At 67.0% G+C, this 25,442-nt stretch carries 28 protein-coding genes; 11 read left to right on the top strand and 17 right to left on the bottom strand.

Features of this window, described 5'->3' with window-relative positions; genetic code table 11:
- Positions 1–80: 80 nt before the first annotated feature.
- On the bottom strand, positions 81–380 hold the full coding sequence (locus tag VMT40_RS03690) for a hypothetical protein (RefSeq protein ID WP_326356539.1): 300 nt from the start codon (positions 378–380) through the stop codon (positions 81–83).
- A 242-nt stretch (positions 381–622) separates the two neighbouring features.
- On the opposite strand from VMT40_RS03690, the gene VMT40_RS03685 reads away from it, so the two are divergent.
- Complete coding sequence (locus VMT40_RS03685; RefSeq protein WP_326356538.1) at positions 623–1,657, top strand: AraC family transcriptional regulator; 1,035 nt, start codon at positions 623–625, stop codon at positions 1,655–1,657.
- 23 nt (positions 1,658–1,680) lie between these two features.
- Here the strand turns inward: VMT40_RS03685 and VMT40_RS03680 are convergent, their stop codons facing one another.
- On the bottom strand, positions 1,681–1,920 hold the full coding sequence (locus VMT40_RS03680) for a glutaredoxin family protein (RefSeq protein ID WP_326356537.1): 240 nt from the start codon (positions 1,918–1,920) through the stop codon (positions 1,681–1,683).
- A gap of 126 nt (positions 1,921–2,046) precedes the next feature.
- Here VMT40_RS03680 and VMT40_RS03675 point away from each other — a divergent pair, with 126 nt between their 5' ends.
- Positions 2,047–2,295 carry a DUF433 domain-containing protein gene (locus tag VMT40_RS03675; RefSeq protein WP_326356536.1) on the top strand — a complete coding sequence of 83 codons (249 nt, stop codon included), beginning with the start codon at positions 2,047–2,049 and terminating at the stop codon, positions 2,293–2,295.
- On the opposite strand, the gene VMT40_RS03670 is transcribed toward VMT40_RS03675, so the two are convergent.
- The 4 genes from VMT40_RS03670 to VMT40_RS03655 form a co-directional block, all read right to left on the bottom strand.
- Entirely contained in the window at positions 2,287–3,174 is an 888-nt protein-coding gene (locus VMT40_RS03670) for an endonuclease domain-containing protein (protein ID WP_326356535.1), read from the bottom strand. The genes VMT40_RS03675 and VMT40_RS03670 overlap by 9 nt on opposite strands.
- Positions 3,175–3,338: 164 nt before the next feature.
- Positions 3,339–4,403, bottom strand: coding sequence for a 4-hydroxy-2-oxovalerate aldolase (dmpG, locus tag VMT40_RS03665; RefSeq protein WP_326356534.1), 1,065 nt, complete (start codon positions 4,401–4,403; stop codon positions 3,339–3,341).
- A gap of 12 nt (positions 4,404–4,415) precedes the next feature.
- Positions 4,416–5,324, bottom strand: coding sequence for an acetaldehyde dehydrogenase (acetylating) (locus VMT40_RS03660; protein ID WP_326356533.1), 909 nt, complete (start codon positions 5,322–5,324; stop codon positions 4,416–4,418).
- Positions 5,325–5,352: 28 nt separating this feature from the next.
- Positions 5,353–6,138, bottom strand: a complete 786-nt coding sequence (locus VMT40_RS03655) for a 2-keto-4-pentenoate hydratase (RefSeq protein ID WP_326309911.1) — start codon at positions 6,136–6,138, stop codon at positions 5,353–5,355.
- Between the two features lie 152 nt (positions 6,139–6,290).
- Here VMT40_RS03655 and kstD point away from each other — a divergent pair, with 152 nt between their 5' ends.
- The 4 genes from kstD (at position 6,291) to VMT40_RS03635 (ending at position 11,579) form a co-directional block, all read left to right on the top strand.
- The gene (gene kstD, locus VMT40_RS03650; protein WP_326356532.1) at positions 6,291–7,997 is read left to right on the top strand and encodes a 3-oxosteroid 1-dehydrogenase; all 1,707 of its coding nucleotides are present in this window, start codon (positions 6,291–6,293) and stop codon (positions 7,995–7,997) included.
- Positions 7,998–8,225: 228 nt separating this feature from the next.
- Entirely contained in the window at positions 8,226–9,086 is an 861-nt protein-coding gene (locus VMT40_RS03645) for a MaoC family dehydratase (protein ID WP_326356531.1), read from the top strand.
- Positions 9,087–9,606: 520 nt separating this feature from the next.
- Entirely contained in the window at positions 9,607–10,629 is a 1,023-nt protein-coding gene (locus VMT40_RS03640) for an NADP-dependent oxidoreductase (protein WP_326356530.1), read from the top strand.
- Positions 10,629–11,579, top strand: a complete 951-nt coding sequence (locus tag VMT40_RS03635; protein ID WP_326356529.1) for an AraC family transcriptional regulator — start codon at positions 10,629–10,631, stop codon at positions 11,577–11,579. The genes VMT40_RS03640 and VMT40_RS03635 overlap by 1 nt, the downstream gene beginning before the upstream one ends.
- 79 nt (positions 11,580–11,658) lie before the next feature.
- On the opposite strand, the gene hsaB is transcribed toward VMT40_RS03635, so the two are convergent.
- The 4 genes from hsaB to hsaA are packed head-to-tail and all read right to left on the bottom strand — an operon-like array spanning position 11,659 to position 15,225.
- Positions 11,659–12,243, bottom strand: a complete 585-nt coding sequence (hsaB, locus tag VMT40_RS03630; protein ID WP_326356528.1) for a 3-hydroxy-9,10-secoandrosta-1,3,5(10)-triene-9,17-dione monooxygenase reductase subunit — start codon at positions 12,241–12,243, stop codon at positions 11,659–11,661.
- Positions 12,244–12,271: 28 nt separating this feature from the next.
- Entirely contained in the window at positions 12,272–13,171 is a 900-nt protein-coding gene (gene hsaC / locus VMT40_RS03625; RefSeq protein ID WP_442789897.1) for an iron-dependent extradiol dioxygenase HsaC, read from the bottom strand.
- Positions 13,172–13,173: 2 nt separating this feature from the next.
- Positions 13,174–14,052 (bottom strand): 4,5:9,10-diseco-3-hydroxy-5,9,17-trioxoandrosta-1(10),2-diene-4-oate hydrolase, encoded by an 879-nt coding sequence (gene hsaD / locus VMT40_RS03620; protein ID WP_326356526.1) that lies wholly within the window; start codon positions 14,050–14,052, stop codon positions 13,174–13,176.
- A gap of 3 nt (positions 14,053–14,055) precedes the next feature.
- Entirely contained in the window at positions 14,056–15,225 is a 1,170-nt protein-coding gene (hsaA, locus tag VMT40_RS03615; protein WP_326356525.1) for a 3-hydroxy-9,10-secoandrosta-1,3,5(10)-triene-9,17-dione monooxygenase oxygenase subunit, read from the bottom strand.
- Between the two features lie 199 nt (positions 15,226–15,424).
- Between hsaA and VMT40_RS03610 the strand changes: the two genes are divergently transcribed.
- Together VMT40_RS03610 and VMT40_RS03605 are read left to right on the top strand one after the other, a co-directional pair.
- Complete coding sequence (locus VMT40_RS03610; RefSeq protein WP_326356524.1) at positions 15,425–16,654, top strand: Rieske 2Fe-2S domain-containing protein; 1,230 nt, start codon at positions 15,425–15,427, stop codon at positions 16,652–16,654.
- Complete coding sequence (locus VMT40_RS03605; RefSeq protein ID WP_326356523.1) at positions 16,654–16,983, top strand: hypothetical protein; 330 nt, start codon at positions 16,654–16,656, stop codon at positions 16,981–16,983. The genes VMT40_RS03610 and VMT40_RS03605 overlap by 1 nt, the downstream gene beginning before the upstream one ends.
- A gap of 3 nt (positions 16,984–16,986) precedes the next feature.
- Here the strand turns inward: VMT40_RS03605 and VMT40_RS03600 are convergent, their stop codons facing one another.
- Together VMT40_RS03600 and VMT40_RS03595 are read right to left on the bottom strand one after the other, a co-directional pair.
- Positions 16,987–17,397 (bottom strand): cupin domain-containing protein, encoded by a 411-nt coding sequence (locus VMT40_RS03600; protein WP_326356522.1) that lies wholly within the window; start codon positions 17,395–17,397, stop codon positions 16,987–16,989.
- Positions 17,394–18,452: a saccharopine dehydrogenase NADP-binding domain-containing protein gene (locus tag VMT40_RS03595; protein WP_326356521.1), complete on the bottom strand. Its 1,059-nt coding sequence runs from the start codon at positions 18,450–18,452 to the stop codon at positions 17,394–17,396. The genes VMT40_RS03600 and VMT40_RS03595 overlap by 4 nt, the downstream gene beginning before the upstream one ends.
- A 96-nt stretch (positions 18,453–18,548) precedes the next feature.
- On the opposite strand from VMT40_RS03595, the gene VMT40_RS03590 reads away from it, so the two are divergent.
- A complete protein-coding gene (locus VMT40_RS03590; RefSeq protein ID WP_326356520.1) occupies positions 18,549–19,460 on the top strand; it encodes an AraC family transcriptional regulator in 912 nt (303 codons plus the stop codon).
- A 37-nt stretch (positions 19,461–19,497) separates the two neighbouring features.
- Positions 19,498–20,235 carry an SIR2 family NAD-dependent protein deacylase gene (locus VMT40_RS03585; protein ID WP_326356519.1) on the top strand — a complete coding sequence of 246 codons (738 nt, stop codon included), beginning with the start codon at positions 19,498–19,500 and terminating at the stop codon, positions 20,233–20,235.
- Positions 20,236–20,260: 25 nt separating this feature from the next.
- Here the strand turns inward: VMT40_RS03585 and VMT40_RS03580 are convergent, their stop codons facing one another.
- On the bottom strand, positions 20,261–21,013 hold the full coding sequence (locus VMT40_RS03580) for a DUF427 domain-containing protein (protein ID WP_326356518.1): 753 nt from the start codon (positions 21,011–21,013) through the stop codon (positions 20,261–20,263).
- Positions 21,014–21,177: 164 nt separating this feature from the next.
- Between VMT40_RS03580 and VMT40_RS03575 the strand changes: the two genes are divergently transcribed.
- Entirely contained in the window at positions 21,178–22,623 is a 1,446-nt protein-coding gene (locus VMT40_RS03575) for an amino acid permease (protein ID WP_326356517.1), read from the top strand.
- A gap of 3 nt (positions 22,624–22,626) precedes the next feature.
- Here the strand turns inward: VMT40_RS03575 and VMT40_RS03570 are convergent, their stop codons facing one another.
- From VMT40_RS03570 to VMT40_RS03555, 4 genes are read right to left on the bottom strand one after another with little or no spacing between them, the layout of a single operon-like run.
- Positions 22,627–23,115 (bottom strand): YbjQ family protein, encoded by a 489-nt coding sequence (locus VMT40_RS03570; RefSeq protein ID WP_442789896.1) that lies wholly within the window; start codon positions 23,113–23,115, stop codon positions 22,627–22,629.
- A 16-nt stretch (positions 23,116–23,131) separates the two neighbouring features.
- Positions 23,132–24,175, bottom strand: a complete 1,044-nt coding sequence (locus VMT40_RS03565; RefSeq protein ID WP_326356516.1) for an acyl-CoA dehydrogenase family protein — start codon at positions 24,173–24,175, stop codon at positions 23,132–23,134.
- Positions 24,172–24,342, bottom strand: coding sequence for a hypothetical protein (locus tag VMT40_RS03560; RefSeq protein ID WP_326356515.1), 171 nt, complete (start codon positions 24,340–24,342; stop codon positions 24,172–24,174). Before VMT40_RS03560 ends, VMT40_RS03565 begins: the two co-directional genes overlap by 4 nt.
- Positions 24,339–25,430, bottom strand: a complete 1,092-nt coding sequence (locus VMT40_RS03555) for an acyl-CoA dehydrogenase family protein (protein WP_326356514.1) — start codon at positions 25,428–25,430, stop codon at positions 24,339–24,341. The genes VMT40_RS03560 and VMT40_RS03555 overlap by 4 nt, the downstream gene beginning before the upstream one ends.
- Positions 25,431–25,442: the final 12 nt, after the last annotated feature.

The following is a 25,442-nucleotide window of genomic DNA, read 5'->3' as shown; positions in this document are numbered from 1 at the left end:
TTGGTGCTGACCGTGGATGCCGCGGCCATGCACCGCGACGGGCACGTTTTCCAGGTCAGCACCAACGGGGGTCCGGTTGGTTACTGGAGGGCGGGTGGCATGCGGGTCGGCTTGATGCGACCCGCGTCGATGAGCGCCCGGAACGCCGCGGCCTTGCGCGCACATTCCGCTACCGGACAGCGGCGATGCTGCTGCATGGTGCGGTGGGCTTCCTGGAGGCCGAGCGGGTGGTCGGGGGCGAGGTGGGACCAGGAGGACGGGTCGGTGCCCGTCGGCGCTGATGCGCTGTGCTCCTTGTTGATTCGGTCGCGGATCCGGTCTACGGAGAGTCTGTCCGGGTCCCGCTGGGGGTGGTGCAGGCTCATGATGGCAATCGTCATGATCACGAGCGTTGCGAGAGTTGCCGTGAACACTTGCCAGGCGGCCATTGGCTCACCTTCTCCATGTCTATCGGTTGTAGTCAGCTAGTTGTTCAGTTGGTTAGCTAGATATTCACCGTATGTCCGAAGACGTTACGCCTCCAGCTCGTCCTGGGTCAGAAACAATCGAATTTCGGCCGCTTTCAGCAACTTCCCCGCTCGTTCCGCCCCCTGGCACGCTGAAAGTTTGCGACCATTTCGATGTGACGGACGGTCAGGCTCAACTGCGCTCCATCACCAGCGCGGCACTTCTCGTCGAGTTCGCGGTGGCTCGCGGCCTCGGTATGCCCGATCTCTTGCGCGACACCGGCATTCGGGAACGCGACCTGTTGGACTCCACCGCCGAGATCACCCTCGCGCAGGAGTTGGCCCTGATGCGCAATGTCGTGTCCGGGGTCGGGGACGAGCCCGGTATGGGGCTTATGGCCGGATTGCTGTGCCACCCACCGAGTCTCGGGGTGCTCGGCTTCGCGCTCATGAGCTGTCCGACGGTGCGCGACGCGGTCGACCTCGCGCTGCGCTACGCCGATCTGTCCTTCACCGTGGCCCGCCACCAGCTGGTCATCACCGGCGACGACGTGTCGATCGTGCGCGATGACAGCGGGGTGCCGCCCGAGGTGCGGCGGTTCGCGGTCGAGCGGGATGTGGCCGCCATCTGGACCATTCAGCAGGACGTCATGCCCATGCGCCCGCCCATCACCCGGGTGGCCGTGGCCTTCCCGCCGCATCCGGTCTACGAGATGTTCGGGGCCATGCTCGGGGTCGAGGAGGTCGTCTTCAATGCCCCGCGCTCGGTGGTGACCGGACCGTCCAGTATTCAGCATCTGCAACTGCCCCAAGCGAATACGGCCACCGCGCGGTTCTACGAACAGCAGTGCGCCGAGCTCATGCAGCGCCGCAAGCGCCGTCAGGGCATCAGCGGCCAGGTGCGTCAGTTGCTGATCTCCCGCGGCGGCATAGCCGACCAAACACGCATAGCGGCCGAATTGGACGTCAGCGTGCGGACCCTGCGCCGTCGGCTCGCCGATGAGGGGACCACGTTCCGTGAACTCTCCACGGAGACAGTGGGTCTGCTCGCGGAGGAACTCCTGGTGGCCGGAATGACGGTGGAACAGGCCGCGATTCGCCTGGGGTACGCCAGTGTCTCCGCGTTCACCTCGGCGTTTCGGGCGTGGAAGGGGCAGTCGCCCGGGCAGTACGCGCGCGAGAACCGGGGGAGGGTCTCGGTGCGGGTCTGAGGGCCGGTGCGGGTCTGAGTGTCTCAGTCCTTCAGGGCGGCGGCCAGCTCCGCATTGGTCGGCTCGATGAGCACCCGCCCATCCGGCAGCACGATCACCGGAATGTTCTTCCGCCCGCCCGCGAACTCGATGGCCCGCTCCCGAGCCGCCTCATCCCGCTCGACATCCACCTCGGTGAACGCCACCCCGTTCTCCCGAAACCACACCTTCGCCCGTCGGCAGTCCCCACACCAGTCCGCCCCGTACATCACGATGTCGCCCATGCCCCGACTCTGCCACACCCCGGCAACCGCCCCGCCAACAAGTCCGACCGCCCAGTCCTCCACCTCACAGACCCGGGCAACTCCTACCTCAGAGTTCGATTACCTCCCACCCCTACCGTTGCCTCCATGGCCTTCCTCCACCGCATCACCCTCGACCCCGCAACCTGCCAGGGAGCCCCCGTCATCCAGGGCACCAACTACCCCGTCTCCCTCATAGTCGACCTCCTCCGCAGCGGCATCACCCCCTCCGAACTCCTCACCGACTGCCCCGCCCTCACCCGAGAAGACCTCATAGCCGCCCTCCTCTACACCACCCACGCCACAACAAGATCAGGGAGCTCCCACTGCGGAGATCTGTCCGATTTCTCACGCTGACAGCTCCCCGATCTTGATTCCTCGGGAGGTGAAGGCACTCTGGAGACGGGTGAGGATGAGGGTGGGGTGGGTGCGGAGGTGGGCGGCGGTGAGTCGGATGACGATCCAGTCGAGGGACTCGAGGGCGGCGAGGCGGTCGATGTCGCGGGCGCGCTGTTTTGGGTCGGTCCAGTGCTGGGCGCCGTCGTATTCGATGGCGATGCGCCATTCGCGGTAGCCCATATCCACTCGCGCTACGAAGTTCCCGCGTTCATCGCGGACTACGATCTGGGTCTGGGGTGGGGGGAAGCCACCGTCGATCAACAGCAGGCGGGTCCGCGATTCCTGGGGGGACGCCGACCCCGGGTCGACGAGTGACAGGGTGGCGCGCAGCTGTGCGATGCCGCGCTCACCCGCCCGCCCAGCGGCGAACTCCAGCACTTCCCCGGGGCGGATTCCCGTTGTCGCGCAGTGTGAATCGAGCAGTGGCACTGCCGCGTCGCGTGGGTAACGGCGGGCGATGTCGTATGCGGTTCGGATCGGAGTGGTGACCCAGAATCCGTCTATCAGGCAGCACTCGTCGTCGGTGATCCGATCGCGCACCACTCGCACCCCGTCCGGCGCATGCCGTGAACTGCGCAATGCGATCTCCGCCGGAAGCCACTCGTCCGCATACGGACTCCCGAACATCGCCATGGCGGAAACCCCCACGAGCACGCCCCGCTTCTTGGCCCAGCAACCCGCCGCCAGCGCCCGCTCCCGCGCCCCGAACTCACTCCCGCGCACCACGTACACGTCCGGCAGCACCCGCACATACCTCCCACCCCGCAACGCCCACGCCGTCACGAGCCCCGCCGCCACCGCCCACGACCCCACAAAGGGCCCCGCAATTTCCCCCATACCCGCAGATCATCCCCCACCCCTCCGACATCGCACACATCAACAAGATCAGGGAGCATTCGCTGTGTGAATTTGTCCGGTTCGCCTCCGTGGGTGCTCCCTGATCTTGGAATGAGACTGGGCCGCAGTCGAGTTCGACTGCGGCCCAAGGTGGGGGAGGTGGGTCAGGCGTTGGCGGCGGACTTTTCCTTTTCGCGCTGGAGTTCGAGGGCGATGTCGATGAGTTGGTCTTCCTGGCCGCCGACCAGCTTGCGTTGGCCTGCTCGGACGAGCATTTCGGCGGCGGAGACGCCGTAGCGTTCGGCTTGGCGTTCGGCGTGGCGGAGGAAGGAGGAGTAGACGCCCGCGTAGCCCATCATGAGGGCCTGGCGGTCGAGGAGGCATTCGCTCGGCATGGCCGGGCGGACAACATCTTCGGCGGCATCCGTCACGGCGAAGAAGTCGACGCCGGTCTTGATGCCGAGCTTGTCGCAGACGCCGATGAAGGCCTCGACGGGGAGGTTGCCCGCGCCCGCGCCGAAACGGCGTGCGCTGCCATCGATTTGGGTCGCGCCCGCGCGCACCGCGTAGACGGAGTTGGCGACGGCGAGGCCGAGGTTCTCGTGGCCGTGGAAGCCGACCTGCGCGTCGTCGCCGAGTTCGGCGACCAGCGCAGAGACGCGGTCCGTCACCTGGTCCAGCACAAGCGCACCCGCGGAGTCGACGACGTAGACACACTGGCAGCCCGCGTCGGCCATGATGCGACCCTGCTTGGCCAGGTTCTCCGGGGTGGTGGAGTGGGCCATCATCAAGAAGCCGACGGTCTCGAGGCCGAGATCGCGGGCCATGTTGAAGTGCTGGATGGAGACGTCGGCCTCGGTGCAGTGAGTGGCGATGCGGCAGATGCTCGCGCCATTGTCCTGCGAGATCTTGATGTCTTCCTTGACGCCCACGCCCGGCAGCATGAGGAAGGCGATCTTGGCCCGCTTGGCGGTCTCGGCGGCGGCCTTGATCAGTTCCTGCTCAGGGGTTTTCGAGAAACCGTAGTTGAACGAGGAACCGCCGAGTCCGTCACCGTGGGTGACCTCGAGGACCGGCACGCCCGCAGCGTCCAGAGCGCCGACGATGTCGCGCACTTCCTGCACGGTGAACTGGTGGCGCTTGTGGTGCGAGCCGTCGCGCAGGCTGGTGTCGGTGACCCGCACGTCGAGATCCGCGGAGAACGGCTTGAGAATGTTCGAATTGCTCACTGTCGGAACTCCTTACACCCGAGCCGAGAGGATCTGGTCGGCCAGCACAGTGCCCACCTGGGTGGCGGCCGCGGTCATGATGTCGAGATTGCCCGAGTACGGCGGCAGGAAGTCGCCCGCGCCCTCGACCTCGACGAAGATCGAAACCTTCGCCATGCCACCGGAAACCAGCGACGGCTCGTCGAACTGCGGCTCGTTGAGCAACCGGTACCCGGGCACGTACTCCTGAATGGCCTTCTCCATCCGGTGCACCGACTCGGTGATGGCGTCGTGGTCGGCGTCTTCGGGAATCGCGCAGAAGATGGTGTCGCGCATGATCATCGGCGGCTCGGCCGGGTTCAGGATGATGATCGCCTTGCCGCGCTTGGCCCCACCGATGGTCTCGACACCGGCCGAGGTGGTCTTGGTGAACTCGTCGATGTTCGCGCGGGTACCGGGACCGGCCGACACGGACGACACCGACGCCACGATCTCGGCGTATTCCACCGGCACAACGCGAGACACCGCGTGCACCATGGGAATCGTCGCCTGCCCACCGCAGGTGATCATGTTGACGTTCATCTCGTCCCGCAGCGTGTCCAGGTTGACCGGCGGAATCACGGCCGGTCCGACGGCGGCGGGGGTGAGGTCGATGGCGCGAATGCCCGCCTCGGCGTACTTCGGCGCGTAGGCCCGGTGCACGTACGCGGAGGTGGCCTCGAACAGCAGGTCCGGCTTCTCCGGCAGCGCCAGCAGCCAGTCCGCGCCCTCGGCGGAGGTCTCCAGGCCCAGGCCGCGAGCCCGCTTCAAACCCTCGGAATCCGGGTCGATGCCGATCATCCAGCGCGGCTCGATCTTGTCCGAACGCAGCAGCTTGTAGAGCAGATCGGTGCTGATATTGCCGGACCCGACGATCGCGGCGGTGACTTTGCTTGCAGTCACGGGGTTCTCCTACTCGTTTCGATCAGGTCTACGCGAAAGCCAAATGGACGGAACCGAGTCCGGCGAACTCGGCGATGAACTCGTCGCCCGGTCGGGCGTCGATGGCACGGGTGCAGGAGCCGGGCAGCACGATGTCGCCCGCCTTCAAACGGACACCGAAGGAGGCGACCTTGCGCGCCAGCCAGGCGACGGCGATGGTCGGATCGCCCAGCACGGCGTCGGAGCGACCCTCGGCGATGACCTCGCCGTTACGGGTCAGCACGGCGTCGATGTTCTTGATATCCAACTGATCCGGCGATACGCGCTGCTTGCCCAGCACGTATCCGGCGGAGGACGCGTTGTCGGCGATGGTGTCGCAGAGCGCGATCTTCCAGTCCTTGATGCGGGTGTCGATGAGCTCGATGGAGGGCGCGTAGGCGACGGTGGCCTTGCGGACATCCTCCTCGGTGCAGTCCTCCCCGGGCAGATCCGCGCCCAGAATGAAACCGACCTCGACCTCCACGCGCGGGTACAGGTACTTGGCGGTGTCGACCGGAACGTCCTCGAACACTTCCATTTCCGCGAGCAGATGCCCGTAGTCCGGCTCGTCCACGCCCATCATCTGCTGCATGGCCTTGGAGGACAGCCCCACCTTGTGGCCCACGACCTTGGCGCCGCCGTCGAAGCGCTGCCGCATATTGATGAGCTGGATCTCGTAGGCGTCCACCACGTCGATCTCGGGATACCGCGCGACCAGCGGATCGATGGGCACCCGGGTCCGCTCCGCCGCGGCGAGCTCGTCGGCCAGTTCCTTGCGTAGCGCGTCGGTCAGCACGCTGTGTTCCTTCCATTGGGGGTACCGGCCGGTGGCCTTCCGGTAACGAGACTAGAAATTGAAACGAGTTTTTGTGAAGAACGTCGCTTCGGCAGTCCCATCTGCCAGACCAACATAGACCAAACCAGGATTGATTCTATAACGTGTTCTACATGACTGATCGGGATTACGACGTGGTGGTGGTCGGCAGCGGTGCCGCCGGTATGTCCGCCGCCCTCACCGCTGCGCACCACGGTCTGCGCACGGTGCTCATCGAAAAGGCCGCTCATTACGGCGGTTCTACCGCGCGATCGGGCGGTGGCGTCTGGATTCCCGGAAACAAAGTGTTGAAGGCCGCAGGCCGGGGCGATGACCTCGACGAGGCGCGGACCTACCTGTACAGCATCATCGGCGACGTGGTGCCCAAGGAGAAGATCGACACCTACATCGATCGGGGTGCGGAAGCCTTCGACTTCGTGCTCGACCACTCCGCGCTGAAGATGACCTGGGTGCCGGGCTACTCCGACTACTACCCCGAAGCACCGGGCGGCAAGGCGGACGGCCGCAGCTGCGAGCCCAAGCCGTTCAACCTCAAGATCCTCGGTGACGAGCGGTTCAAGCTGGAGCCCGCCTACAGCAAGGCTCCGCTGAACGTGGTGGTCATGCAGGCGGATTACAAGCGGCTCAATCTGATTCGCCGCCACCCGAGCGGCATCGCGCGCGTGCTGCGGGTTGGCACCCGCTGGGCGTGGGGCAAGGTCACCGGCAAGGCGCTGGTCGGCATGGGCCAGGCCATCATCGCGGGTCTGCGCAAGGGCCTGCTCGACGCGAATGTTCCGGTGCTGCTGAACACTCCGCTCACCGGACTGGTGATCGAGAACGGTGTGGTCACCGGCGTCGACGCCGAGCAGAACGGCGAAGCGGTGCGCTTCACCGCCCGCTACGGCGTCATCCTGGCCAGCGGCGGCTTCGAGCACAACGCCGACATGCGGCACAAGTACCAGCGTGAGCCCATCACCACCGAGTGGACCACCGGCGCGGCCGCCAATACCGGCGACGGCATTCGGGCGGGCATCGAGGCGGGCGGCGATATCGCGTTCATGGACGACGCCTGGTGGGGGCCGACCACCTTCCGTGGTGAAGGCAAGCCCTGGTTCTGCCTCGCGGAGCGAAACCTGCCCGGCAGCATCATGATCAATGCGCAAGGTCGGCGATTCGGTAATGAGTCCGCTCCTTACGTCGAGGCAGTGCACACCATGTACGGCGGCGAATACGGGCAGGGTGAGGGCCCGGGCGAGAACGTGCCGTGCTGGCTGGTCTTCGACCACCGCTACCGGTCCCGCTACATCTTCGCCGGATTGCAGCCTGGCCAGCGGATTCCGTCCCGCTGGATGGAAAACGACCTGATCGTCGTCGCACCCACGGTGGCCGAATTGGCCGAGAAGATCGGGGTGCCCGCGGACCAGTTGGCCGCCACCATCGAGCGGTTCAACGGCTTCGTCGAGACAGGCAAGGACCTCGACTACCACCGTGGCGACAGCGCCTACGACCGCTACTACGGCGACCCGACCATCAAGCCGAACCCGTGCCTGAACAAGCTCGAGGTCGGGCCGTTCTACGCGGTCAAGATGGTCCCCGGCGACCTGGGCACCAAGGGCGGTCTGGTCACCGACAACGACGCGCGGGTGCTGCGCGAGGACGGGACCGTCATCGAGGGGCTGTACGCGGCGGGCAATACCTCCTCGCCGGTCATGGGCCACACCTACGCCGGGCCCGGCGCGACCATCGGCCCCGCCATCACCTTCGGCTACCTGGCCGCCCTGGACGTCGCCGCGCGCAAGCGCAATGGCGCGAATGTCCCGGCCGAGAAGGCGTCCTGAACCGTCCCAACCCGGTTCAGGATCGGGTTGGGCGCGAGTCGGGTCACGTCGAGTCCGCGCCCAACCCAGCACAATTGAAGAATCCGGATTCGCCACCATGGAACGCTCTATCCCGGTGGCGGATCCGGGAAACCAGACTTTGACGCGCTACCCGGTCAGCGGGGCGGCGGCTTGCGGGGAGGCGAGTCGCGCCGGACCATCGGACGCGAGTGACGAGGAGAACCCTTCATGCCCATCGATTTGAGTGTCGCGCTCGGCGCGCGGATTCCGGCGCGCGAATTCAGCTGGTCCGCCAGCGATGTGCAGACCTACAACCTGGCCCTCGGCGCGGGCGACCGCTGGACCGACCCGGCCGAGCTGCGCTACCTCGACGACCGCGAGCCCGCCGTGCTCCCGTCCTTCGCGACCGTCGCGCCGTCCTTCCACGAGACCGAGCCGCCCAAGGTGAAGTTCGACGGCATCGACATCGACCTGGCCAAGGTCGTGCACGGCAGCCAGGAGATCATCGTGCACCGGCCGATTCCGGCCTCGGGCAAGGGTTCGATCTCCGGCCGCATCACCGAGATCTGGGACAAGGGCAGCAATGCCGTCGTCTGGCGCGAGGACACTGCCATCGGCTCCGACGGCGAAACCCTGTGGACCGCACGCTCTTCCATCTTCGCCAAGGGCGAGGGCGGCTTCGGCGGCGAGCGCGGCCCCAGCGCCAAGACCGAACTCCCCGACCGCGCACCGGATTTCGAGGTCCTGACGCCCACGCTGCCCCAGCAGGCCCTCCTCTACCGCATGTGCGGCGACCGCAACCCCCTGCACTCGGACCCCGAATTCGCCCGCAACGCGGGCTTCCCCAACCCGATCCTGCACGGCCTGTGCACCTACGGCCTAGTCCTCAAGACCGCCACCGACACCGTGCTGGCCTCGGATGTCGCCCGCATCAAGGGTTTCCGCGCCCGCTTCGCCGGTGTCATGTACCCCGGCGAAACCCTGCGCTCCCGCATCTGGCAGCAGGACGGCGAACTGGCCATCGCCGTGACCGTCGTCGAACGCGACGACGCCCCCGTCCTCGCCGACGTGGTCCTCACGCACTCGTAACCCGACATAGCTCCAAGATCAGGGAGCTCTCACTGTGGGAAATCGGACAGGTTTCCGCGGTGGGAGCTCCCTGATCTTGTTCGGTCGTTGGTGTATGGGTTGAAGGGACCGCTCAGATGGCGGGCAAGGTCGGGATCGGAGTACACGTCTGCCGTCGACTGCCACTCTCGGGTGGCTCGCGAGAATGACAGTACTGCCGAGGTTTCCGTGCCCTGTGCGAAATGGTCCATGAGCTCCGAGATGCACGCTGCGCGTGCGCTATCGGGTAGCCAGGCCAGCCAGGTCAGTTGCGCCGACAAGGCGTTCTCGACGAGTGCCCGATTGGTCCTCGCGATGGCTGCCAACACTCGAAAGGCCAGTTCGGATCCGTCGACAATGACCTTCGAGTTCCCCGTACTCAATTCCATAGCGAAAGGCTATCTGTCGAGTCCAGCGAATTTTCGAGGTTGGATCCGGAGTTGATTCGTCAACGCTGTCCAAGCCGTCTTCATTGGAAGACTTGTGGATAAAAATAGGAGACGTGCAGTCATTCAAAGTCTTTCTTCTGCTTCGTAATGTTCTTCTTGTTCGGTTCGGAGGTCGGGCCGAGGGAGTTCAGGCAGAGGAGATGACTGCGATGCGGGCGGTTGTTCAGACGAGCTTTGGTGGGCCTGAGGTGCTCGAGGTTGTGGAGGCTGAGAAGCCGGAGTTGTTGAGTGGGGAGGTGCTTGTCAGGGTTAAGGCGAGTGCGGTCAATCCTGTTGATGTGGCTGTGCGGTCGGGGGCGTTCCCGTTGCTTGGGCAGCCGCCGTTCGGGGTTGGCTGGGATATCTCGGGGGTGGTCGAGGCGGTCGGGCCGGGGGCTCGGTATGAGGTTGGGGAAGAGGTTTATGGGATGCCGTTCTTTCCCAGGGCGGCAACGGGTTACGCGGAGTATGTGGCTACGCCGTCGCGGCAGGTGGCGCGGAAGCCCAAGTCGTTGAGTCATATTGAGGCGGCGGCGTTGCCGCTGGCTGCGCTCACCGCTTGGCAGGGGCTGGTCGACAAGGCCGGGGTCAAGGCGGGGGATCGGGTGTTGATTCACCGGGCTGCCGGTGGGGTTGGGCACCTGGCGGTGCAGATCGCGAAGGCGAAGGGAGCGTATGTGATCGCGCTCGCCAGCGCGGGGAAGCACGAGTATGTGAAGGGGCTGGGGGCCGATGAGGTGATCGATTATCGGACAACGGATTTCACCGAGGTGGTGAAGGATGTCGATATCGTCTTCGACTCCGTTGCCGATGGGGTGCGGTCGCTGAGTGTGTTGAAGCCGGGTGGGGTGTTGGTGACGATTCTCGAGCACCCGAGTGCCGAGCTGGAGCAGACCGTGAAGGCGGCGGGGCGGCGGTTCGCCGGTGTGTCGGTGGAGCCGGATTACTGGGGGCTGGAGCAGATCGCGGAGCTGGTCGACGCGGGGAAGGTGCGGCCGACCGTCGCCGAGACGCTGCCGCTGGAAGAGGCGGGGAAGGCGCACGAGCTGGTGGCTTCCGGTGAGACGGTCGGCAAGGTTGTATTGACCGTCGAGTGATGGGAGAGCGGGCGATGGATGTGCTGAGCGAGGCGTTGGCCTCCATGCGGACGGGTGCGCCGAATTCGGCGCGGACCGACGGGCGCGCGCCGTGGGCGCTGCGGCTGCCGCCGACCGCGGGCGCGGGATTCCATGTCGTGCTGCACGGGACCTGCTGGTTCTATCCGACCGAGGATCCCGCGCAGGCCATCGCCATGGGACCGGGCGACGTGGTGTTCGTCCGGGACGGGGCGGGGCACATCCTGGCCGACCACCCGGACACCCCACCGGAGGTGCCGCGGCCCGAGCAGTACCTCCAGCGCCCGCCCGTGGGTGTGCTGCGGCTCGGCGGTGACGGCCCCGCCGCCAGTCTCCTCTGCGGCAACTATCACCTCGATGGGCAGCGGCCGCATCCACTGCTGCGGCAGCTGCCCGAGGTGATTTATCTACCCGCGCGGCACGGCAAGCATCCGGAGTTGGCCGCCGCGGTCGGGCTGCTCGGCGCGGAACTCGACAATCCGCGCATTGGATCGCACGGCATCGTGCCCGCGCTCATCGATTCCCTGCTGCTCTACATCCTGCGCGCCTGGATCGAGGAACAGCCCGAGAAGGAGGCGACGGGATGGGCTGCGGCCCTGCGGGATCCGGCGGTCGCCCCGGCGCTGGCCGCCATGCACGACGATCCGGCCGCGCCGTGGACGGTCCAGTCCCTGGCCGACCACGCGGGCCTGTCGCGAGCTGCCTTCGCCCGCAAGTTCAATGCGATGGTCGGCGAACCGCCGCTGGCCTATCTGACCCGCTGGCGACTGACCACTGCGGCGCGGCTGCTTCGCGAGGATGATCTGGCCATCGAAAAGGTCGCCGCCAGAGCCGGATACAGCTCCGAGTTCGCCTTCGGCAAGGCGTTCAAGCGCGAATACGGCCTGGCCCCAGGCCAATACCGCCGCCAAGCCCGCGTCACCGCAGCCTGAGTTATCCACAAATCCACACACATGAGAAGAGTCCCTGTGGATGAATTCCACAGGGACCCTTCGTTTCACCGGCGAAGCGCTAGAGCCAGGTGTCGAGCGTCGTGGTGGTGAGGAAGTGCTCCAGATCCGCGCGCCAGGGCGCGGGCGTCGACTTCTCCGGCTCGATGGCCGTGTACTGGCCCCGATAGAAGAGCAGCGGCCTGCCGGAGTCGGTGGACTCCGACAGGGCCAGAACCCGGCCGATCACAATGTAGTGATCGCCGCCGTCGAGCACGTTGTCCACAGTGCACTGGATCGTGGCCAACGCGCCGTCCAGCACCGGGAGCCCCAGATCCGAGGTGTGCCAATCGATTCCGGCGAACTTGTCGGGTTCGCGGGAGCCGAAGCGGGCGCACACCGGCTGCTGCTCCTCGGCGAGCATGTTCACGGCGAAGCTGCCGTTGCGCTGGATCGCCGCCCAGGAGCGGGACTCCTTGGTCGGGCAGAACAGCACCAGCGGCGGATCGAGGGACAACGCGGCGAAGGACTGGCAGGCGAACCCGATGGGCGCGCTCGCCTCGCCCTCGCCGTCGAAGGTGGTGATGACGGTGATGCCGGTGCAGAACTGCCCCAGCACATTCCGGAACTTGCGCCCGTCGATCAACGGGTATTCCTCGGTGGTCATATCGACTCTGCCGCCCCTCGTGCTTCGCCTATTTGAATCCGACGCTGAAGTCGTGGCCCCACAGGCTGACCGCGGTGGATTCCCGCGCGATCCACGAGTGATCGTCGACTTCCAGTCCCTCACAGCCGAATTCGATATCGAATCCGCCCGGCGTCTTCATGTAGAACGACAGCATCTTGTCGTTGATGTGCCGACCGAGGGTGGCCGACATCTTGACCTTCTTGCGGTTGGCGCGATCCAGGCAGAGGCCGACGTCGTCGGAGTTCTCCACCTCGACCATGAGATGCACGATCCCGGTCGGGTTGGGCAGCGGCAGGAACGCCAGCGCGTGGTGGCGCGGATTGCAGCCGTAGAACCGCAGCCAGGCCGGTTCGCCGTCGGCGGGACGGCCCACCATCTGGGGCGCCAGCCGCATGGAGTCGCGCAGCCGGAAGCCCAGGATGTCCTGGTAGAACGCCTGTGCCGCGGCGTCGTCCGTGCAGGTCAGCACCACGTGGCCCAGACCCTGCTCGGCGGTCACGAACTTGTGGCCGTACGGGCTGACGAACCGGCGGCCCAGGTACTGCGCGCCGTAGAACGCCTCGAGGGTGTTGTCGGACGGATCCTGGAATCGGATCATGCCCTCCACGCGCCGCTCGGCGAGCTCGTCCTTGGTGCCCTCGGTGAAGGCGATGCCGTTCTTGGACAGCGTCTCCCGAAGCTGTTGCAGGGCCCGGGCATCGGTGACCTCCCAGCCCGAGACCAGCAGGCGATCCCGCTCGCCCGGGACGATCACCAAGCGCGCGGGGAAATCGTCCATGCGCAGGTACAGCGCGTCCGGGTTGGCCCCGGTGCTCTCCATCATGCCGAGCACCTTGAGCCCGTACTCCCGCCAGGCCGCCACGTCGGTGGCCTCGATGCGCATGTATCCGAGCGCCTTGATACCCATGCTCACTTCTCCTTGACGCCGAGCAGGAAGTCGGTTGCCAGGCGGTTGAATTCGTCGAACTTCTCCAACTGCGCCCAGTGGCCGCATCCACCGAACACGTGCAGCTGCACGCGCGGCACCATCTTCAATGCCACGAGCGCGCCGTCGATCGGGTTCACCCGGTCTTCGCGGCCCCAGATCATGAGTACAGGCTGCCGCAACTTGAAGGCGTCGCGCCAGATCATGCCCTTGGCGAAATCCGGTCCGGCGAAGGACTTGCCCATGGCGCGGGTGGCGGCCAGGGACTCCGGCTGGGAGGCCGAGGCGAAGCGCTCCTCGACGAGCTCCGGCGTGATCAGCGACTGGTCGAAGACCATGATCCGCAGGAACGCCTCCAGGTTCTCCCTCGTGGGCTCGAAGTTGAACTTGGACAGCAGCTTCACGCCCTCGGTGGGGTCCGGCGCGAACAGGTTGGTGGACAGGCCGCCGGGGCCCATGAGCACCAGCTTGCCCGCGCGGTCCGGGTAGTCCAGCGCGAAGCGGGTGGCCGCGCCGCCGCCGAGCGAATTGCCCAGCAGGTGCACGCGTTCGGTGATGCCGAGGGTGTCGAGCAGGTCCTTCAACGCCGAGGCCGAGTGCACGAAGTACTGCGGGTGCTCGGTCGGCTTGTCGGACAGTCCGAAGCCCGGCTGGTCGACGGCCAGCACGTGAAAGTCCTTGGCCAGCACCGGAATGTTCTTGGCGAAGTTGGACCACGAGCTCGCGCCCGGGCCGCCGCCGTGCAGCAGCACGATGGTGGGGCCGTTGCCGACCCCGGCCTCGTGATAGTGCAGCTTCAGATCCGGGCGCACCTGCGCGTAGCGCGAGGTGGATTCGAAGGTGATTTCTCCAACTGATGTCATGGGTTACACCATCGTGTCGGTGATCGGGAGGCCGAACGCGTGCGTGCCGTACATGACGTAGGCGCGCTCGGCGTCATTGGCCGCGTGCACGCGACCGGCGTGCGCGTCGCGCCAGAAGCGCTGCAGCGGAGTGCCGTTCGCGAGCGCGGTGGCACCGGACGCCTCGAACAGCTTGTCGATCGAGGCCACCGCCCGGCCGGTGGCCCGCACCTGGTCACGGCGGGCGCGGGCGCGCACGTCGAACGGCACGTCCTCACCGCGCAGCAGATAGGCGTACTCCTCGGCGACATTGCCCGAGAGCTGACGCCAGGCGGCGTCGATGTCGCTGGCCGCCTCGGCGATGCGCACCTTGCCGAACGGATCGTCCTTGGCGTTCTCGCCCGCGTAGGCCGCGCGCACTCGCTTGCCCTGATGCTCGACGTGGGCTTCGTAAGCGCCGTAGGCCATTCCGACGATCGGGGTCGAGATGGTGGTGGGATGGATGGTGCCCCAAGGCATTTTGTAGACCGGGTCGGTATTCTGCTCCAGGCCAGGCGCTTTCAGCTCGCTCATGGCACGGAAGCTGAGGAAACGGTGCCTGGGGACGTACACATTCTCGACCACGATGGTGTTGGAGCCGGTGCCGCGCAGGCCGACCACGTGCCACACATCCTTGATCTCGTACTCGCTGCGCGGGATCAGGAACGAGCCGAAGTCCACCGGCTTGCCGTTCTTGATCACCGGGCCGCCGACGACCACCCAGTCCGCGTGGCCCGAGCCCGAAGACCAGGCCCAGGAACCGTTCACGGTGTAGCCCTCGCCGTCCTCGGTCACCACGCCCGCGCCCATGGGCGCGTAGGACGAGGAGATGCGGACGTCGGTGTTCTCGCCCCAAACCTCTTCCTGCGCACGCTGATCGAACAGCGCCAGGTGCCAGTTGTGCACGCCGATGATGCCCGCCACCCAGCCGGTGGAGCCGCAGGCGCTGGCGATCTTGCGGACGGTGTCGTAGAAGACGACCGGATCGGCCGCGTGGCCGCCCCACTGCTTGGGCTGAAGCAGCTTGAAGAAACCGGCGGCCTCGAGTTCCTTGATGGACTCCTCCGGGATCTGGCGCAGATCCTCGGCCTGCTGGGCGCGCTCGCGCAGGGTGGGCAGCAGCGCCTCGACCCGCTCAACTACTTCTTGCGTCATCTCGCCAGTTGCTCCTGCCTGGTGCTGGTACGGGAAGCGGTCTTCGTTTGCCCCTGAGAGTAGAACACGTTCTTATTCCTGTCGAGAACGTGGTGCTAGCGCAGCTCAGGGTGCCCCCATCCTGGTAGTTGGACCTATCGCTGGCCAACCGTCAGTCAATTTTGTAACGTGTTCTAGTACATCCATAGGAGGATCAACGATGGCGACAAGCGCCCAAGGGCCCCGCGGGAAGGTCCGCGAGATCGACGTGGGTTCGATGCCCACCCGCTACGCCCGGGGTTGGCACTGCCTGGGGCTTGCCAAGGATTTCCGTGACGGCAAGCCGCACGCGGTCAATGTGTTCGGCACCAAGCTGGTCGTTTTCATGAACAGCCAGGGTGAGCTGAAGGTGCTGGACTCCTACTGCCGCCACCTCGGTGGCGACCTGAGTATGGGTGAGGTCAAGGGCGACTCCATCGCCTGCCCGTTCCACGATTGGCGCTGGGGCGGCGACGGCAAGTGCACCGGCATCCCCTACGCCCGGCGCGTACCGCCGCTGGCGCGCACCCGTTCCTGGATCACGTTGGAGCGCAATGGCCAGCTGTTCGTCTGGCACGACCACGAGGGCAATCCGCCGCCGGACGAGGTGACCATTCCCTACATCGAGGGTCCCTTCACGAATGCCGACGGCACGCCCTCGGAGACGCTCAGCGAGGGCTGGACCGACTGGACCTGGCACTCGATGCTGATCGAGGGCTCCAACTGCCGCGAGATCATCGACAACGTCGTGGATATGGCGCACTTCTTCTATATCCACTACGCCTTCCCGACGTACTTCAAGAATGTACTCGAGGGCCACGTGGCCACGCAGTACCTGGAGACCAAGGGGCGTCCGGACATCGGCCAGGCGGCCGAGGCCGGGATCGACGTGCTGCTCAAGTCCGAGGCGTCGTACTTCGGGCCGTCGTACATGATCAACCCGCTGCTCAATATCTACAGCGGCTTCGAGGTCAAGACGGTCCTCATCAACTGCCACTACCCGGTCACGCAGAACTCCTTCGTTCTGCAGTGGGGCGTCTCGCTCGAGAAGCCGAAGGGGCTGCCCGACGAGCAGGCCGAGGCGTTCGCCGCCAAGATGACCGAGGGCGTCTCCCAGGGCTTCCTGCAGGATGTCGAGATCTGGAAGCACAAGTCCAAGATCGACAACCCGCTCCTGACCGAGGAGGACGGGCCGGTCTACCAGCTGCGCCGCTGGTACGACCAGTTCTATGTGGACGTCGCCGATATCGATCCGAAGTCGGTGCAGCGCTTCGAATTCGAGATCGACACCTCCAAGGCCGTCGAGTCCTGGACCGCCGAGGTCGAGGAGAATCTGCGGAAGAAGCGGGAAGCCAAGGAGGCCGAAGCGGCTGCCGCCGACTCGGCCTCGTCGGAGGAAGCAGGAGTCTGATGACCAGCTGGGCGAAGGCACCCGATTTCGCGGACCGTCCGGAACAGCGTGAACAGGTGCGCGCCCAGACGGTTCTCGACAAAGAGCACTACATGGAATCGGGCATGACACCCATCGCGTGTCAGTCCTGCGGCACCGAGGTGCTGGTGCGCAAGCACTCGCACAATCAGAAGACGGTGCAGTGGAAGGAGAATCCGGCCACGCACTGCCCGGTGTTCCAGAAGCTCGCCGAGAACGGTCCAGTCTTCGGCAAGCCCGATTCCTGCCCCAACCTCGAGAAGACCATCGATCACGCGGTGGCCGAGGGGATTCTCGAAGTCGACAGCTGAGGCTCAGTCGAGCCGGAAGTCGGCGAAATCGAAACCGGGGGAGACCACACAGCTCACCAGGCTGTAGTGGTCCCCCGCCGGTCGGGCGGATTGGCTGACCCCACCGGGGACCACCGCCTGGGGGCGCTGCCCCTGCTCGACATCGGGTCCGAGGACGACCTCCTCACCCCCGATGTTCAGCAGCAGGGGGCCACCCCGATGCCAGAACCAGATCTCGTCCGAGGTCACCGTGTGCGGCGCGGATTTCTCGCCGGGCAGCAGCAGGTAATAGATCGCCGTCCCGCTCGAACGCGGCCCGCCGTAACCCTCCGGCTCGAATTCGATTCCGCTGCGCCAGGTTTCCCGAAACCAGCCGCCCTCGGGATGCGGTTCCAGATCCAACTCCGCGGCCAGCTTCGGTCGGTCGTCGCTCATGCACCCACTCTATTGGTGATCGTCCAGGTGATGCCGTGGGGCGCGAGGGAATTCAGGAAGTCCTCGGCATCGAAGGCTTCGGCCGGGGCGAGTGCACCCGCCTTCGCGGTGCCCGCGGCCAGCCGCACCGCCGCCTCGACGGCGATCAGGCCGGAGTCCCGGTAGGAATCGAGGCCGCTGAGCACGCCGCGCAGCCCACGACCGTCCGCGCCGGTCGCGTCCACCACCATGTCGAAGCGCAGATCGGAGGCGGCACTGGGCTTTTCCGGCAGGCTGGCGACGAGCTCTGGCGTGAGGCCGGTGATGTTCTCGCGGAAAACACCGTCCACGACACCGGTGACGGTCGCGGCCGCGGTGTGCCGCGGAATGGTGAGCACCGCCGGGAACGCGAATTTCGCCACCGCGGTCGGCTCGGCGTCGCCGGGGTACCGCATCGGTGCGGGATCGACGGGGCCGGTGCGGAATTCGCCGTCCGCGTAGTGCCACCCGCCGTCACGGAACCAGTCCAGGCTGGCCAGTACCGTTTTCGCGCTGCCGCGCGAGCCGTCACCCCCGCTGCGGCTGCGGTGACTGATCACGAAGTCGATCGGGTCCGGGAGTCGTTGGGCGACCAGATGGGCGAGTAGGTCGGCGGGCAGATTGCTGTCGGTGACCGCGGAAACGACTGTCACGCCCGCCTTTTCGGCTCGCGGACCGTACTCGTCGAAGACGCGGCGGGTGAACAGCTGCTCGCCCGAGATGTCGACGTAGTGTGCGCCCGCCTCGATGGCGGCGGCCAGGATCTCTTCGCCGATGTCCACGTAGCCGGGAAGACTGCTGATCACCACGTCCGCGCCGGTGAACGCGGCGACCAGGGCGGCACGGTCATCGGCCGCGGCGATGCGGAGCTCGGCGTCGGGCAGCCCGGCCGCCTCGGCTGTCGCACGCAGCCGTTCGGCATTGCGGCCCACCAGGATCGGGGTCAGGCCGCGTCGGCGCAGATCGGCCAGGATGTAGCCGCCGGTGTGGCCGCTCACACCGTACACGGCGATGCTCGGGAACTCGTTGTTCGTCATGCCCTCAACGTTATGGAGAATCGATGAGCATCTGAATGGTTCGAATGCTCATAATAATGCTCCAAACGCTCATCGCATGAGCTGTATGGTGAATCGGTGGACATCCTCAGCGAGACCGTCGCCGCCATCCGCACGGGCAGTCCCGCCTCCGGCCTGTTCGTCCGGCACGCGCCGTGGGGTCGGCGCTATCCGAAGGTCCCGGGCGCGGGATTCCATGTGGTCCTACAGGGTTCGTGCTGGGTGGTGCCGCCCGGCGGGGAACCCATCGCCTTGGGTGCGGGCGATGTGCTGTTCATGCCGCGCGGTGAGCATCACGATCTGCTCGACGCCCTCGGCACGCCGATCAGTGAGGTCGCGCACCCGGGGGAGCCGCGCGAGATCGCGGGTCCCGGCGCTCGGACCGTACTGGTCTGCGGCGCTTACGAACTCGGCAGGCAGCGCAGTCATCCGCTGCTGGACGAGCTGCCCGAGTTCATCCATCTCCCGGCGCGTCCCGGCCGCCATCCGGCGCTCCGCTCGGCGGTCGATCTGCTCGCCGCCGAGATCGCCGAACCCCGGCCCGGCACCGATGCCGCCATCCCCGCGCTGCTCGACACGATGCTGCTGTTCCTGCTGCGCGCCTGGTTCGACGAGCGGCCCGCCCCGACCGGCTGGGCCGGGGCCTTCACCGATCCGGCCGTCGCGGACGCCCTGCGTGCCATGCACGCTGCGCCGGAACGGGCTTGGACGGTGCCGGAGCTGAGCGCGCTCGCGGGTGTCAGCCGCGCCACCCTGGCCCGGCGCTTCCTCGCCACCGTCGGCGAACCGCCGCTGTCCTACCTGACCCGCTGGCGCATGCTGACCGCCGCCCGCCTGCTGCGCGATACCGACCTGCCCTTGGCCGGTGTCGCCCGAAAGGTCGGGTATCAGAGCGAATTCGCGTTCGCCAAGGCGTTCAAGCGCGAATACGGGCGCGCGCCCGGACAATACCGGCGCGCCGACGAGCAGCCCGCCGTCCTAGCGGTGTAAACGGCCCGGGCCGCGGATTCGGCCTAGGGTGGACAGGGTGACGGACTGGCGCACCCGCAAGGGACCGATCGGAGTGTTGACGGGAGCGGGCATCTCGACGGACTCCGGAATCCCGGATTTCCGTGGGCCGCGCGGGGTCTGGACCGAGGACCCGATCGCGGAGCTGCTGTCGACCTACCAGAACTATGTGGCCGATCCGGAGCTGCGGGTGCGGGCCTGGCTGGCGCGGCGCGACAATCCGGCCTGGCAGGCGACACCCAATCCGGCGCACGAGGCGCTGGTGCGGCTGGCGAGCTCGGGCCGTGAGGTCGGCATCATCACCCAGAACATCGACCGGCTGCATCAGCGCGCCGGATCCGACTCCGTGGTGGAGATCCACGGCAATATGTTCGAAGTCGTCTGCATCGACTGCGATTTCACCGACACCATGGTCGCCACCCTGGCCCGGGTGGCGGCGGGCGAACCCGATCCGGACTGCCCGAACTGCGGCGGCATTCTCAAGGCGGCCGTCATCATGTTCGGTCAGCAACTCGACACCACCGCCATCCGCGCCGCGGTGCAGATCGCGGAGAACGCGGAAATCTTTCTGGCCGTGGGCAGTTCGCTCCAGGTCGAACCCGCCGCGTCCATGTGCGCGGTGGCGGTGGACGCGGGGGCCGACCTGGTCATCGTGAATGCCGAGCCGACCCCCTACGACGAGTACGCCGCCGAGATCGTGCGCGACCCGATCGGGGCGGCCCTGCCCCGACTGGTCTCGGAGATCATGGGGGCCTGAGGTTTTCGGCGGAACGGCGGCTGTATCAGCTGAAGGGCGTCTTGGGGCGCGGCTGGAGCTCGCCGTCCACCCAGATGTCGACCTTCTCGTTGTAGAACGAGGCCATCCCGGCGATCTTCTGACTCTCCGGCAGCGGGGTGCGGTAGATCCACACCAGATCCGGATGGCTGGACTCGGCCAGTTGGATGTTCCAGTACTCGGCGTGCCCCTTGTACGGGCACGAGGTCCTGGTCTCCGACGGCCGCAGCAGGTCCATGCGGACATCGGTGAGCGGCAGGTAGTAGCGCGCGGGCAGCCCGGTCTCGAACAGGATGTGGGGGGAGTGCGAGTCGGCCAGTGTCACGCCGTCCAGTTCCACCCGGATATGGCGGGAGCTGGCGAGGATGTCCACCCGGGTGTAGGGGTCGCGCGGGTGGACGTAGATGGGCTCGTCCTCCTCGAACCACTCGTCCATGGCGGCGAAGTCCAGCTTCACCAGCTCACGCAGTTCGGCGATGGGGGAGTCGAGATGACGCACGGCCGCGCCCGCGGCGGTGACGCCGTCGGCGACGACATCGAATTCGGTCCCCTCCCCGCGGCTGGGGGACGGGCGGGTCTTGCCATTGGGTTCGAGCTTCACCCGCAGGTCGGCGACCGGCAGGTAGTAGGTGGGGTAGTGGGGTCCCTCCCACACCAGCGTCGGATGGACGGTGTCGACGGCCAGGTGACCGCCCAGATAGGCGCGCACCCGCTTGGCGCTCGCTTCGACGCGCACTCGGCCACGCTGTGTTTCGGTCATACCTCCCGACGGTACCCCCGGAATGGAAACGCCTGCCGGGGTGCGGGATTCGCGTATCGGCGGCATCCGGGGCATTCCCGGCCGTCGACGCGATTTTTATAGCCTGACCAGGCTCGTTATGGTGTTTGGGCAACACTCGAGCAACACAAGAAGGTGGCGGTCAGATGTCGGAAGCCGACAGTGCCCAGGTGACGGCATCGGGCAGTGCCCACGTGACGGCATCGAGCGATGTCGAGCAGGAGGGTCTGCGTACCGGTCTCCGGCGACGGCACATGACCATGATCGCCATCGGCGGTGCCATCGGCGCGGGCCTGTTCGTGGGCAGCGGCTCGGTGATCGAGACCGCCGGACCCGCCGCGATCCTGTCCTACGCGGGCGCGGGACTCGTGGTGCTGTGCGTGCTGCGCGCGCTCGGCGAAATGGTGGTGGCCCGGCCCGTCGCCGGGTCCATGGGCGAGTACGCGCGCATGGCCATGGGACCGTTCGCCGGATTCACCGTCGGCTGGCTGTACTGGTACCTCTACGTCATCCTGGTCGGGGCCGAGGCGGTGGCCGGTGCCGCGATCCTGGGCAATTGGATCGACCTGGACCAGTGGATCCTGTCGGCCGGACTGCTCGTGGTCATGACCGCCGTGAATCTGGTCTCGGTGAAGTCGTTCGGCGAGTTCGAGTTCTGGTTCGCCTCCATCAAGGTGGTGGCGATCGTGCTGTTCCTGGTGATCGGCTTGGCCTGGGTCTTCGGGCTGTGGCCCGGCTCGACGCCGGGCTTCGGCAATCTGACCCAGCACGGCGGTTTCGCGCCCAATGGCATCGGCGGCATCTTCTCCGCCGTGGTCGTGGTGATGTTCGCCTTCGGCGGCACCGAGATCGTGACCGTGGCCGCGGCCGAATCCAAGGAGCCGGGCAAGACCGTCGCCCGCGCCACCAACAATGTGCTGTGGCGGGTCGGGCTGTTCTACGTGGCCTCGATCTTCCTGGTGGTGACGATCCTGCCGTGGAACGACGCCAAGGTCCTGAAGAGCCCGTTCGTGAGCGCCCTCGACTACATCGGGATCCCCGCCGCGGGCACCATCATGCAGGTCGTCATCCTGACCGCGGTGCTGTCGGTGCTGAACTCCGCCATCTACGTCTCCTCCCGCATGCTCTACGTCCTCACCCGCGACGGCGACGCCCCCGCCTCCCTGGTGAAGCTGAACAAGCGCGGCGTCCCCGCCCGCGCGGTCCTGCTCGGCACCGTCGCGGCCTGGGGCGCGGTCATCGCCTCCTACGTCTCCCCGGACAAGGTCTTCACCTTCCTGGTGAACTCCATCGGCGTGGTCCTGGCCTTCGTCTACGTCGCGATCATGTTCTCCCAGTTGCGACTTCGCGCCCGCCTGCGCCGCGAGGACCCCTCGGCCCTGACCTACCGCATGTGGGGCTACCCCTACATCAGCTGGGCCGTCGTCATCGCCATCGTCGCCGTCTTCGTGGCCATGGCCCGCAACCCCGACCAGCGCAACCAGCTCCTCGCCTCCACCGTCAGCCTCCTGGTGGTCATGGCGATCTACCCCCTGCGCGCCAAACTGGGCCGCAAGGAGCCGGTCCGCGAGGTCGAGGTCTTGAAGCACTGACCGCTACTGGTCGGCGGCCTTCACGATCACCGCAGTCCCGTAGGCCGCCACCTCGCTCATGGTGTTGGCGATCTCGTTGCAGTCGAAGCGCATGGCGATGACGGCGTTCGCGCCATAGGCCATGGCGTGCTGACACATTCGCATGATCGCCTCGTGCCGGGATTGGTAGAGGAGCTGCGTGTACTCGTGAATCTCGCCGCCGCCCAAGGCGCGGAAACCGGCCGCGAAGTTCGCGCCCAGGCCGCGGCTGCGGACGGTCAGGCCCGCGACCTCGCCGATCACCTTGGTGATCTCGTGGCCGGGGACGTCGTTCATGGTGGAGACCAGGATCGGGAACTGCGGTCCCGGCGGCTGCTGCGGCTGGCCCTGCTGTGGGTAGGGCTGCTGGCCCTGCGGGGGATACGGCTGCTGGGGCTGCTGCGGGTACCCCGGCTGGGACTGGCCCTGCGGCGGGTAGGGGTACTGCCCCGGTGGCGGCATGGGTTGGTTCATGAGCCGGATCGTACGGCTAGGCCGGGCGGGACAGGGGGCGGGCGGGGGTGCCGAAGAGTTGGGCGTCGGCGTGGGCGCGCTTGAAGAACAGGTGCGCGTCGTGTTCCCAGGTGATGGCGATACCGCCGTGCATCTGCACGGTTTCGGAGACGACGGCGTTGAACGCGTCGATGGCGTGCAGGCGGGCGGCCTGGATGTCGATCGGATCGAGGACGCCCTCGGCCAGGCCCGCGATGGCGAGATAGCCCAGGGAGCGGGCGGATTCGACCAGCACGTACATATCGGCCATGCGATGTTTGAGGGCCTGGAAGCTGCCGATCGGGCGGCCGAACTGCACGCGCGACTTGGTGTATTCGACCGTCATGTCCAGGCACTGCTCGGCCGCGCCGATCTGTTCGGCGACCACTGCGGCCCAGGTGATTTCACGCAGGCGGGTGACATCGAGCGCGCCGACCGGACGGGCCGCGACGGCCTCGAAGTCGATGCGCGCCAGCTTGCGGGTCGGGTCCTGGGTGACGACCGCGGTGCGGGTGACGCCCGCGGCTTGGCCGTCGACCTCGAACAGCCCCGCGGCGGTCAGGACCAGCAGGGTGTCGGCATGGACACCGTCGAGCACGTAATGCGCCGAGCCGTCAAGCTTTCCGTCCGCGACAGCGACCCCGAACGAATCCCAGCCGCGCGGCCCGGCCCAGCACAGGGCCAGCGTGCGAGTGCCCTCGGCGACCTCGGGCAGCAGCCGCTCATTGGCCGCCGTGTTTGCGGCCAACAGCAGCGCCTGCACACCCAGCACGGCCGAGCCGAGCATGGGCGGTGCGGCGAGCGTGCGCCCGAGTTCCTCGACCACCAGCAAAGATTCGACCAATCCGACCCCGATGCCCCCGAACTCCTCCGGAATCGCCAGGGCCGCGACACCGACCTGCTCGCACAGCAGCTTCCACAGCTGCTCGTCGTAGCCGAGTTCGCTCTCCAGCCCGCGCCGCACGGCCGCGCTGTCGGCGTGCTTGGTCAGCACCGCGCGCACGGTCGCGGCGAGTTCCTGCTGTTCGGCAGTGAGGCTCATGCCTTCGCTCCCCTGTCGTAGATGGTGTTCGAGTCGGATGCCCGGCGGCCGGGCGAGCTGTCGGCGGTGGACAGCAGCGAGCGCACGGCCCGCGCCACGCACGGGGTGAATGTGCCGTCCGCGCACGGGAACTCGAGCCTGCCGGGCTCGGCCGCCGGGGTGCTCATGCGACGTTTCCGGCCCGGAGCGCCGTGGCGATGCGGGCTCGGTGCTGGGTCGGGGTGCCCCAGGCCGAGCGCAGGGCGGTGACCTTGGTCAGCCAGAGGGACAGGTCGCATTCGGCGGTGTAGCCGATCGCGCCGTGGACCTGCAGGGCAATGCGGGCGGTCCGGTAGGCGGCCTCGCCGCAGGCCAGCTTGGCGGCGGAGATGTCGCGGCCACGAATCACGCTGTCCGCGTTCGACTCCAGGGTCAAAGCGGCCCGGTAGAGCAGCGGCTGCGCCATTTCCAGGGCGATGTGGGCATTGGCCAGGTGGTGCTTGATGGCCTGATTGCGGCCGATCGGGGTGCCGAACTGCTGGCGCTGCTTGACGTAGTCGACGCTGGTGTCCAGCAGCGCGCGGCCCGCGCCGAGCAGCTGGGCGGCCGCGGCCAGGGCGGCGGTATCGAAGGCCAGATCGATTGCGGCGCTGACACCTTCACCCTCGGCGAGAGCCTCGCCTGGTGTCACGGTGAACAGGCGACGGGCCGCGTCCACCGACTTCACGAGGTCACCGGCGGTCGCCAGCGCAATGCGGTCGCCCTCGGCGATCAGCACAAGGTCGGCGATATCGGCATCCAGCGCGGTGGCCGTTCCGGGTGCCGTCGCGGCGGATCCGGCCGCACCCGAGGGCGATTCGGGTGCGGCGGCACGGCCTGCGTTCGCCCCGCCCGAGGCGGTGAGTGCGAGGGTGGCCAGCTTCGCGCCCTCGGCCAGCACGGGCAGGTATCGGGCGGCCAGCGTCGAATCCGGAAGCGCCTGCAGCAGTGCGGGAATCGCGGCGGCGGTCTCCACCAGGGGGCCCGGCACGGCGGCCCGGCCGATCTCGGTGCAGGCCACGATCAGCTCGACCGGGCCCGCGCCGAAGCCACCGTTCTCCTCGGTAATGGTCAGACCCAGCGCGCCCGCCTCGGCCAGCTGGCCGATCAGCGCGCGCCCCGCGGCGTAATCGCCCGTGCCCCAGGCCCGGACGATGCCGGGGGTCTTGGCGGCCTCGGCCATCTTGCGCAGGCTGGCGGCAAAATCGTTCTGTTCCGCGGTCAATGCGAATCGCATGTCGTCGTCCTC

Origin of the sequence: Nocardia sp. CDC160, from assembly GCF_035818795.1 — a bacterium.
Taxonomy (GTDB): Bacteria; Actinomycetota; Actinomycetes; order Mycobacteriales; family Mycobacteriaceae; genus Nocardia.
The sequence above is the reverse complement of the archived record's forward strand: the minus strand, read 5'-3'. Positions and strand labels throughout refer to the sequence as shown.

Bases quoted from the DNA above. Each gene is read 5' to 3' on its own strand.
- VMT40_RS03690 (WP_326356539.1), bottom strand. From the start codon at position 380: ATGACGATTGCCATCATGAGCCTGCACCACCCCCAGCGGGACCCGGAC.
- VMT40_RS03680 (WP_326356537.1), bottom strand. From the start codon at position 1,920: ATGGGCGACATCGTGATGTACGGGGCGGACTGGTGTGGGGACTGCCGA.
- VMT40_RS03675 (WP_326356536.1), top strand. From the start codon at position 2,047: ATGGCCTTCCTCCACCGCATCACCCTCGACCCCGCAACCTGCCAGGGA.
- VMT40_RS03670 (WP_326356535.1), bottom strand. From the start codon at position 3,174: ATGGGGGAAATTGCGGGGCCCTTTGTGGGGTCGTGGGCGGTGGCGGCG.
- kstD (WP_326356532.1), top strand. From the start codon at position 6,291: ATGACTGATCGGGATTACGACGTGGTGGTGGTCGGCAGCGGTGCCGCC.
- VMT40_RS03645 (WP_326356531.1), top strand. From the start codon at position 8,226: ATGCCCATCGATTTGAGTGTCGCGCTCGGCGCGCGGATTCCGGCGCGC.
- VMT40_RS03635 (WP_326356529.1), top strand. From the start codon at position 10,629: ATGGGAGAGCGGGCGATGGATGTGCTGAGCGAGGCGTTGGCCTCCATG.
- hsaB (WP_326356528.1), bottom strand. From the start codon at position 12,243: ATGACCACCGAGGAATACCCGTTGATCGACGGGCGCAAGTTCCGGAAT.
- hsaC (WP_442789897.1), bottom strand. From the start codon at position 13,171: ATGGGTATCAAGGCGCTCGGATACATGCGCATCGAGGCCACCGACGTG.
- hsaD (WP_326356526.1), bottom strand. From the start codon at position 14,052: ATGACATCAGTTGGAGAAATCACCTTCGAATCCACCTCGCGCTACGCG.
- hsaA (WP_326356525.1), bottom strand. From the start codon at position 15,225: ATGACGCAAGAAGTAGTTGAGCGGGTCGAGGCGCTGCTGCCCACCCTG.
- VMT40_RS03610 (WP_326356524.1), top strand. From the start codon at position 15,425: ATGGCGACAAGCGCCCAAGGGCCCCGCGGGAAGGTCCGCGAGATCGAC.
- VMT40_RS03605 (WP_326356523.1), top strand. From the start codon at position 16,654: ATGACCAGCTGGGCGAAGGCACCCGATTTCGCGGACCGTCCGGAACAG.
- VMT40_RS03600 (WP_326356522.1), bottom strand. From the start codon at position 17,397: ATGAGCGACGACCGACCGAAGCTGGCCGCGGAGTTGGATCTGGAACCG.
- VMT40_RS03595 (WP_326356521.1), bottom strand. From the start codon at position 18,452: ATGACGAACAACGAGTTCCCGAGCATCGCCGTGTACGGTGTGAGCGGC.
- VMT40_RS03580 (WP_326356518.1), bottom strand. From the start codon at position 21,013: ATGACCGAAACACAGCGTGGCCGAGTGCGCGTCGAAGCGAGCGCCAAG.
- VMT40_RS03575 (WP_326356517.1), top strand. From the start codon at position 21,178: ATGTCGGAAGCCGACAGTGCCCAGGTGACGGCATCGGGCAGTGCCCAC.
- VMT40_RS03570 (WP_442789896.1), bottom strand. From the start codon at position 23,115: ATGAACCAACCCATGCCGCCACCGGGGCAGTACCCCTACCCGCCGCAG.
- VMT40_RS03565 (WP_326356516.1), bottom strand. From the start codon at position 24,175: ATGAGCCTCACTGCCGAACAGCAGGAACTCGCCGCGACCGTGCGCGCG.
- VMT40_RS03560 (WP_326356515.1), bottom strand. From the start codon at position 24,342: ATGAGCACCCCGGCGGCCGAGCCCGGCAGGCTCGAGTTCCCGTGCGCG.
- VMT40_RS03555 (WP_326356514.1), bottom strand. From the start codon at position 25,430: ATGCGATTCGCATTGACCGCGGAACAGAACGATTTTGCCGCCAGCCTG.